Source organism: Neisseria sp. P0001.S005 (assembly GCF_051963715.1).
Genome location: NZ_JBQCTZ010000150.1, coordinates 1 through 8,257 on the forward strand (window position 1 = coordinate 1; position 8,257 = coordinate 8,257).

At 48.1% G+C, this 8,257-nt stretch carries 9 protein-coding genes and 1 pseudogene; 2 read left to right on the top strand and 8 right to left on the bottom strand.

Annotated features, from left to right (window positions below):
* Nucleotides 1–128: 128 nt before the first annotated feature.
* Nucleotides 129–351 (top strand): annotated as a pseudogene (locus tag ACTHSP_RS14905) (alternative ribosome-rescue factor A).
* Here ACTHSP_RS14905 and iscA read toward each other — a convergent pair.
* The 6 genes from iscA to iscR form a co-directional block, all read right to left on the bottom strand.
* The gene (gene iscA, locus ACTHSP_RS14910; protein WP_003685774.1) at nt 311–631 is read right to left on the bottom strand and encodes an iron-sulfur cluster assembly protein IscA; all 321 of its coding nucleotides are present in this window, start codon (nt 629–631) and stop codon (nt 311–313) included. The pseudogene ACTHSP_RS14905 and the gene iscA sit on opposite strands and share 41 nt — an antisense overlap.
* Nucleotides 632–700: 69 nt before the next feature.
* The gene (locus tag ACTHSP_RS14915) at nt 701–946 is read right to left on the bottom strand and encodes a recombinase RecA (protein WP_003685730.1); all 246 of its coding nucleotides are present in this window, start codon (nt 944–946) and stop codon (nt 701–703) included.
* 262 nt (nt 947–1,208) lie between these two features.
* Entirely contained in the window at nt 1,209–1,595 is a 387-nt protein-coding gene (gene iscU, locus ACTHSP_RS14920; RefSeq protein WP_003674559.1) for a Fe-S cluster assembly scaffold IscU, read from the bottom strand.
* A gap of 68 nt (nt 1,596–1,663) precedes the next feature.
* Nucleotides 1,664–1,792 (bottom strand): hypothetical protein, encoded by a 129-nt coding sequence (locus ACTHSP_RS14925; protein ID WP_003685711.1) that lies wholly within the window; start codon nt 1,790–1,792, stop codon nt 1,664–1,666.
* A gap of 477 nt (nt 1,793–2,269) precedes the next feature.
* Nucleotides 2,270–3,484, bottom strand: a complete 1,215-nt coding sequence (locus tag ACTHSP_RS14930; RefSeq protein WP_003764834.1) for an IscS subfamily cysteine desulfurase — start codon at nt 3,482–3,484, stop codon at nt 2,270–2,272.
* Between the two features lie 51 nt (nt 3,485–3,535).
* Nucleotides 3,536–3,982 carry a Fe-S cluster assembly transcriptional regulator IscR gene (gene iscR, locus ACTHSP_RS14935; protein WP_003680774.1) on the bottom strand — a complete coding sequence of 149 codons (447 nt, stop codon included), beginning with the start codon at nt 3,980–3,982 and terminating at the stop codon, nt 3,536–3,538.
* Between the two features lie 361 nt (nt 3,983–4,343).
* On the opposite strand from iscR, the gene ACTHSP_RS14940 reads away from it, so the two are divergent.
* The gene (locus tag ACTHSP_RS14940) at nt 4,344–5,516 is read left to right on the top strand and encodes an alpha-hydroxy acid oxidase (protein WP_049351513.1); all 1,173 of its coding nucleotides are present in this window, start codon (nt 4,344–4,346) and stop codon (nt 5,514–5,516) included.
* A 61-nt stretch (nt 5,517–5,577) separates the two neighbouring features.
* Here ACTHSP_RS14940 and dsbD read toward each other — a convergent pair whose 3' ends face one another.
* Both dsbD and folE2 read right to left on the bottom strand, forming a co-directional pair.
* Entirely contained in the window at nt 5,578–7,383 is a 1,806-nt protein-coding gene (gene dsbD, locus ACTHSP_RS14945; RefSeq protein ID WP_049351514.1) for a protein-disulfide reductase DsbD, read from the bottom strand.
* A 217-nt stretch (nt 7,384–7,600) separates the two neighbouring features.
* A partial coding sequence (folE2, locus tag ACTHSP_RS14950) for a GTP cyclohydrolase FolE2 (RefSeq protein WP_440346354.1) occupies nt 7,601–8,257 on the bottom strand: 657 nt, incomplete at its 5' end.

The window sequence follows — 8,257 nt, forward strand, 5'->3', positions numbered from 1 at the left end:
CAATATTGAAAGATGGCTCAAGCTGGAAGAGGTTGAAGTATTGAGACATGATATTAAAGGAAAAAATCTAAAGAAGAAGATTATTTTACGATATAATCCAAAAACTGTTTATACGAAAGGAAAACAATATGACCGGTAAGGTACAACACAATAAAGGCAAAATACGAGACAATGCCTTAAAAGCCTTAGTCAAATCTGATTTGTTCCGACACAAAGTAGAACGAAAAAGAAAAGGCAAGGGCAGCTATAATAGGCAAGAAGCCAAAAAATGGCGGGATGGTTTTGATACTTTCCCGCCATTTTTTATATTTTAAACGTGGAAGCTCTCACCACAGCCGCAAGAGTCTTTGACATTCGGATTTTCAAATTTGAAACCTTCCTGTAAGCCTTCTTTGGTGTAATCGACTTGCGTGCCGTCTAGATAAACCAAGCTTTTTGGATCGATATAAACGCGCGCGCCGTGTTCTTCAAAAATCAGATCATCCTCGTTCACTTCATCGACAAATTCAAGGTTGTATGCCATGCCCGAGCAGCCGCTGGTTTTCACACCCAAGCGCACACCCAACCCTTTGCCGCGTTTGGTCAGGTAGCTGTTGATGTGTTTGGCTGCGTTTTCTGTGATAGTAATCATGCTTTTTTCCTCATTTCGCAATCATTTTCTGTTTTGCCTGCTTTTTTATTTCAGACGGCATCTTGATTATCAGGCCGTCTGAAAACGCTGTTTTGCCCACTCTATTGCGGCGGCAATGGCAGCTTTAGCCTGCGGACTATTTCTCCAACAGGTCGAGCCGGTTAATTGTGCGCCCTGTTCCAAAATATCGTCCAAATCTGCCGCCGCCAGCTTGGCAATATCATCTAATCCCATTTGCTGCAAACGCTGCAATATGGTTTTACCTATGCCTTCGACAGCAAGTAGGGATTGGACTTCTTCATCAGTAAAAGGCATTTCGCCTCCTTTGATTTTGCAGGTATAACGACTAAATTAAATATAAGCTGCGATTTATTGCCCTCTCCCTAACCCTCTCCCGCGGGGAGAGGGGATAGATTGGCAGGCAGTCCCAAATTTGGCGGCAACTTCAAAAGGATGAAGTTTCTGTGCTCTCAATTCACCCTGTCTGCTTAAGAGGGGAATAAATCACCAGATTTGCTTTTCTCGAAGACTCGCTAGGAGTCTTGGGCACTTGCCGACAAGGGGTCGTTGAATCCGGTTATTTGTTTTCCTGACGTTTGCGATAGTCGGCAACGGCTGCTTTTACCGCATCTTCAGCCAAGATAGAGCAGTGGATTTTAACTGGAGGCAATTCCAACTCTTCGGCAATTTCGCTGTTTTTGATTGCCAGTGCATCGTCAAGGCTTTTGCCTTTCACCCACTCGGTAATCAGGCTGGAAGAAGCAATGGCGGAGCCACAACCGTAAGTTTTGAATTTTGCATCTTCGATAATACCCTCATCGTTTACTTTGATTTGCAGGCGCATTACGTCGCCGCAGGCCGGTGCGCCGACCATGCCGGTGCCGACAGATTCGTCGTTTTTGTCGAAAGTACCGACGTTGCGGGGATTTTCGTAGTGGTCGATTACTTTATCGCTGTATGCCATGATGTGGTTTCCTTTGTGTTTTTAGTGGTGTAAATGGTTTGTTTACGAATATTCAGACGGACTGAAGTTTAGATTTTGCACGCGCCGCCTTCGCAACCTTCGTCGTTTTCCGAATCGACGCCGCCCTCTACGGTAACGCCGTCAAAATCTTCAAGCAGGTTGTCGAGATTGTCCAAATCTAAATCTTGTTCGTTCATGGGTTGTATCCTTGATTTTAATGTGGTGGCTTTTAGGTCGTCTGAAAAGGTCTTTAAGGGTTTTCAGACGACCTTTTTTAATTTTGATGTATGGCTTGATTAGGTTATTGTATTTAAGATACATAGGGTCGCGTGTGGAACTCACCACTTCCCAGCATTAAGGCAATTACTAAACCAACAACCCATTTTTGAAATTTCGGTTTAATTACAACTTTTTTCGTCATAATGTCTTTCCTTTCTCCAATTTGTGCTGATTGAGCTTTAGAACTAACTATTACCTTATTGTGCGGAATCGAACCGCCATTCTGAATTACAACAGTATTTACAACATTTACAACTTTTGTTGGTTCAGTATGCCACGCGCTCCTATATATCCTATATTGGTTTTTAATTTAATCTGTGTTCAATATGAAATAAAATTTTTATATGCAGGTCGTCTGAAAAACCTTGCTATTTTCAGACAACCTTTTCTTTGAGTTAATGCGCCGCCCACTCGATCGAATTCAAATCAATCCCGTCTTTGAACATTTCCCACAGAGGCGACAGTTCGCGCAGTTTGCCGATTTTGGATTTGATCAGTTCGGCGGCGAACTGCACTTCTTCTTCGGTAGTCATGCGACCGAAGGTGATGCGCAGGGATGAGTGTGCCAGTTCGTCGTTGCGGCCGAGCGCGCGCAGGACGTAGCTGGGTTCAAGCGATGCTGAGGTACAGGCGGAGCCGCTGGATACGGCGAGTTCTTTCACTGCCATAATCAGGCTTTCGCCTTCGACGAAGTTGAAGCTGACGTTCAGGTTGTTCGGGGCGCGGTGTTCGAGGTCGCCGTTGATGTAGACTTCTTCGATGCCTTCGATGCCTTTGAGGAAGATGTCGCGCAGTTTGCGGTAGTGCGCCATGTCTTGCTCGAGTTCTTCTTTGGCGATGCGGAAGGCTTCGCCCATGCCGACGATTTGGTGGGTCGGCAGGGTGCCGCTGCGGAAGCCGCGTTCGTGGCCGCCACCGTGCATTTGGGCTTCGAGGCGGACGCGGGGTTTGCGGCGGACGTACAGCGCGCCGATGCCCTTGGGGCCGTACACTTTGTGGCCGGACATGGACAACAGGTCGATTTTGGCGGCTTCAACGTCCACAGGCACTTTGCCGCAGGCTTGGGCGGCATCGACGTGGAAGATGATTTTGCGTTCGCGGCAGATTTCGCCGATGGCGGGAATGTCTTGTACCACGCCGATTTCGTTGTTCACCCACATCACGGAAATCAGGATGGTGTCGTCGCGGATGGCGGCTTTGAGTTCTTCCAAATCGATTAAACCGTTTTCCTGCACGCCGAGGTAGGTGACTTCAAAGCCTTGGCGTTCGAGTTCGCGCATGGTGTCGAGTACGGCTTTGTGTTCGGTTTTGACGGTGATGAGGTGTTTGCCTTTGGTTTTGTAGAAGTTTGCCGCGCCTTTGATGGCGAGGTTGTCGGACTCGGTCGCGCCGCTGGTGAAGATGATTTCTTTGGGGTCGGCGTTAATCAGGGCGGCGATGTCGGCGCGGGCTTTTTCGACAGCTTCTTCTGCTTCCCAGCCGAATGCGTGGCTGTTGGAAGCGGGGTTGCCGAAGGTTTCGGTTAAGTAGGGAATCATTTTTTCGGCAACGCGTTTGTCAACAGGAGTGGTGGCGGCGTAGTCGAGATAAACGGGGGTTTTGACGGTCATGGTTTGCTCTTTCGTTTGGTCATCTGCCTGCGGTCTTTGCCGCAAGTCGGTTTAATGAATGTGTGTAAAGGTAACGACATGACTGCTGTCGCTGCAGTTTTTTTGTTCAATGATGCTTTGCAGCGTAACGCCGCTGAGGTAATCATTGATGGTTTTGTTTAAGTTTTCCCAAAGGTCGTGGGTCAGACAGGGGGCGCCGTGGTTGCAGTTTGCTTTGCTGCCGCACTGCGTGGCATCCAGTCGGTCTTCGGCTGCGGAGATGATTTGTGCGATATTGATTTGCTCGGCGGGAGCGGCAAGGATGTAGCCTCCGCCGGGGCCGCGTAGGCTTTCAACCAATCCGGCACGGCGCAGCTTGCTAAATAATTGTTCGAGGTAGGAAAGCGATATGCTTTGTCGTTCGCTGATGGCACTGAGTTTGACAGCGCCGGTTTGCGCGTTCATCGCCAAATCTATCATGGCGGTTACTGCAAATCGCCCTTTGGTAGTCAGTCTCATGGTGTGGTTGCCTGTGTGGGACGTTTTTATTAGTGGGGAGAATTGTCTAATATCTGAGTGTTTCAGTCAAGTATGTGGTGGCTCGGTTTGATTGTTTGTTTAAATGGTGGCATTGGCTGATTCTTAAATCGGAAAATATTTTCTTTATTTTTCTGTGATTTGGATTTAAGGCTGTCTGAAAAAAGGCTATCAACCCTACAAATATCAGGGTTAAAATGTTTTGATTTAATATTGATACTGATATAGATTATCAAAATTATTCTTAAAATTTAGTTGTTTTGATGGCGTAAAATGAATGAGGTGTTTGAAATGTTCAGACGGCTTTGATCGTCCATCTTTACCTTAACAGAGGCAATCAACAATGAAATCTGATTTAAGCAAAATAACCTGTATCGAAGACTTGCGCCTTGTTGCCAAACGTAAAATGCCGCGTATGTTTTATGACTATATTGACTCAGGCTCTTGGACGGAAACCACTTATCGTGAAAATACTTCGGATTTTAAAGACATCCGTTTCCGCCAAAAGGTATTGGTTAATATGGAGGGACGCAGCCTTGAGACCAAAATGATTGGGCAGGATGTGAAAATGCCGGTAGCGATTGCGCCGACCGGTTTCACGGGTATGGCGCACGCCGACGGCGAAATCTTGGCGGCGCGGGCGGCGGAAAAATTTGGTATTCCGTTTACGCTGTCGACCATGTCCATTTGTTCGATTGAAGATGTGGCTGAAAACACCAGCTCGCCGTTTTGGTTTCAGCTTTATGTGATGCGCGACCGCGAGTTTATGGAAAACCTGATTAAGCGTGCGAAGGATGCCAATTGTTCGGCTTTGGTATTGACTGCCGATTTGCAGGTTTTGGGTCAGCGCCACAAAGACATCAAAAACGGTCTGTCCGCTCCGCCGAAACCGACCATCGCCAATTTAATCAATCTGGCAACCAAGCCCGAATGGTGCATGAAAATGCTGAATACGGAACGCCGTACCTTCCGCAATATCGTCGGTCATGCGAAAAATGTGGGCGATTTGTCTTCGTTGTCTTCATGGACTTCCGAACAATTCGACCCACGCCTGAGCTGGGACGATGTGGCGCGCATTAAAGATTTATGGGGTGGCAAGCTGATTATCAAAGGCATTATGGAACCTGAAGACGCGGAAAAAGCAGCAAAAAGTGGAGCGGACGCATTGGTTGTTTCCAATCATGGCGGCCGTCAGCTTGACGATACCGTGTCTGCCATTAAGGCTTTGCCTGATGTGGTCAGCGCGGTGGGCAGCGACATCGAGGTTTGGATGGACAGCGGTATCCGCAGCGGTCAGGATATTTTGAAGGCTTGGGCTTTGGGTGCGAAAGGTACGATGATAGGCCGGGCGTTCCTGTATGGTTTGGGTGCGTATGGTGAAGAAGGCGTAACCCGTGCGCTGGAAATCCTGTATAAAGAAATGGATATTTCCATGGCGTTTACCGGTCACCGCAATATTCAAGATGTGGATTCCAGCATTTTGCGTTCTACACATTGGGCTCAAGATGAATTTTAATTTCTGAACATAAGAAAAGGCCGTCTGAAAATTTGTTTTCAGACGGCCTTTTTATAGACGGCTATTTCTCGTTTTTGCGATACCATTCGATGAAGGCATCGGGTTTGACAAAGCCTAACAAGGCTTCGCTATGACTGCCGTCGGCGCGGACAACAAACACGCCCGGAGGGCCGAAGAGGCCGTATTCTTTCAGTAGGGCCTGATGATCGGGAGTGTTGGCAGTTACGTCGATTTGGAAGAAGCGTTGCATATCGACTGCTTCGTGTACCTGCGGTTGGTTGAGCGTGTAGGCGGCCATTTCTTTGCAGGATACGCACCAGTCGGCGTAGAAATCAATCAGCACGGGTTTGCTTGGGTCGGCTTTCAAAGCGGCATCCATAGCGGTTTTGAGTTCGCCGACATCGGTAAACATCTTGCCGTGGTCGGTTTCTTGTCCGGCTTCGGATGGTGGAACCAGTGTTAAGAAGTGGTGTAGGGTGGTGGTTTGTTTATTAAAGCTTTGCCAGCCAAACCATGAGCCGCCAATTAGCAGTAAAAAGCCCAATACGGCGGCAACTGTTTTCAGACGGCCTTTTTGTTTGCCAGATTTTGCCAAAAGCATAAGGGCGGGAACAATCATCAGCAAGGTGTAGAGGCCGACTACTGCGAAGTAAGGCAGATGCGGTGTGGCAAGGTATACGGCAACGGCCAGTAAGATAAAGCCGAATGCGTATTTGATGCCGTTCATCCAGTCGCCTGCTTTGGGCAGGATATGACCGCCGAATGTGCCGATGATGATTAGCGGTACGCCTGTGCCGAGTGCTAATGTATAGAGCGCAAGGCCACCCAATACGGCATCGCCGGTCTGGCCGATATAGCCCAGAGCAAATGCCAGTGGAGGCGCAACGCAAGGGCCGACAATCAGGGCGGACAAAATACCCATGATGAAAACGGAAATGATTTTGCCGCCGGAGAGTTTGTTGCTTTGGTTTTGGAAATAGGATTGGACGGAGTTGGGCAGTTGGATATTGAAGAGGCCGAACATAGACAGGGCCAGTACCACCATCAATGCGGCAGCGGCAAGCACAACCCAAGGCTGTTGCAGCCATACGGTCAAGAGCGCGCCTGTCAAACCGGCAATCACGCCAACCAAGGTATAGGTCAATGCCAAACCTTGTACATACACCATCGACAAGGTGAACGCGCGGCCTTTTCCGGCTTTTTTATCGCCTACGACAATGCTGGAAACAATCGGCAGGAGCGGATACATACAGGCGGTAAAGCTTAAGCCCAAACCTGCGACAAAAAACGCCAATAGGTTGGCGTTTAAAGTATCCCAAGAGAGCTTGAAGCGGCTGCTGTCGGGATTGTTTGTACTGGGTTGGGCGGGCATTTGGCCGTCTGAAGAGGCGGATGGTTGCAAAAAGCGGTCTTTGGCAGAAACCGGCTCGTCGCTTTGAGGCTGGTAAACCCCGTTGCCTTTTACGTCAAATTCGGTGTCCACAGGCGGATAACACACACCCACTTCGGCACAGCCTTGATAAGTCAGCGTCAGTTTGTATTGCGGCGCGGCTTGTTTGTAAGGCAGGTCAACCTGTGCGGTATGGTGGTAAACCGTTTGTTTGCCGAAGAATTCGTCTTCTTTTTCTTCGCCTTTGCTGAATTTGGGTTCGGCCAAGACTTTGTCAGGATTGGTCGCTGCAACGATTTTGGACTGGTACATATAGTAGCCGTCAGCGATCTTGAACTGCACGCTGATGCCTTGATCGGTTACATTGACTTGAGGCACAAAGGCTTGCTCTGGAGGCAGCAAATCATTGGCATCTACTGCAAATGCGAAGCTGCTCAAGCCTAAAAATGCAATGAGGAAATAAAGGAATTTTTTCATAGTATCTACGGAGATGCCGTTGAGGAACCGTCATTATAAATGATGGAAAAACAATCGGCTTAATTTATGTCAAATATTGCGAGAGAAATCTAATACTTTTGAATTATATCGAAATAGGGTTGCCCATATATGACCGATAGTCTCATGTTATCGTTCAATCTATGCCAAAGGCCGTCTGAAATTTTCAGACGGCCTTTGTTTCTATTCGGCTCGGCTTTTAAGGATAAGCGATATAAGCGTAAGCGGAATGGTTGTGTATCGATTCGAAGTTTTCGCTTTCGACGACGAAAGATTCAATGCGTTTGTCGGCAATCAGCGCAGTGGCCACATCGCGAACCATGTCTTCGACAAACTTCGGATTTTCGTACGCCTTTTCCGTTACATATTTCTCGTCAGGACGTTTGAGCAAACCGTAGAGCTGGCAGCTTGCTTGTGCTTCGACGTAATCAATGATTTCTTCGATGCCTACTTCCGCGTTTGCAATCAGGTTGACCGTTACATGCGAACGTTGGTTGTGCGCGCCGTATTGGGAAATTTCTTTGGAACACGGACACAATGAAGTAACCGGAACCATTACTTTCAGACTGTGGCTGTATATACCGTTTTTGATTTCGCCGGTCAGGGTAACATCATAGTCGAGCAACGATTGGATGCCGGAGACAGGCGCACTTTTCTTGCGGAAAAACGGGAAGGAAACGCTGATTTTGCCGGAATGCGAATCCAACAGGGCAACCATATCGGCGGTCAGCTTGTGCAGCGTATCGAAATCCAAAGCATCGGTTTGTTTTTCCATCAGAGCGACAAAGCGCGACATATGCGTGCCTTTTTGGTCGGCAGGCAGGAAAACCGTCATGGTCAGGCGGGCGACGGTGGA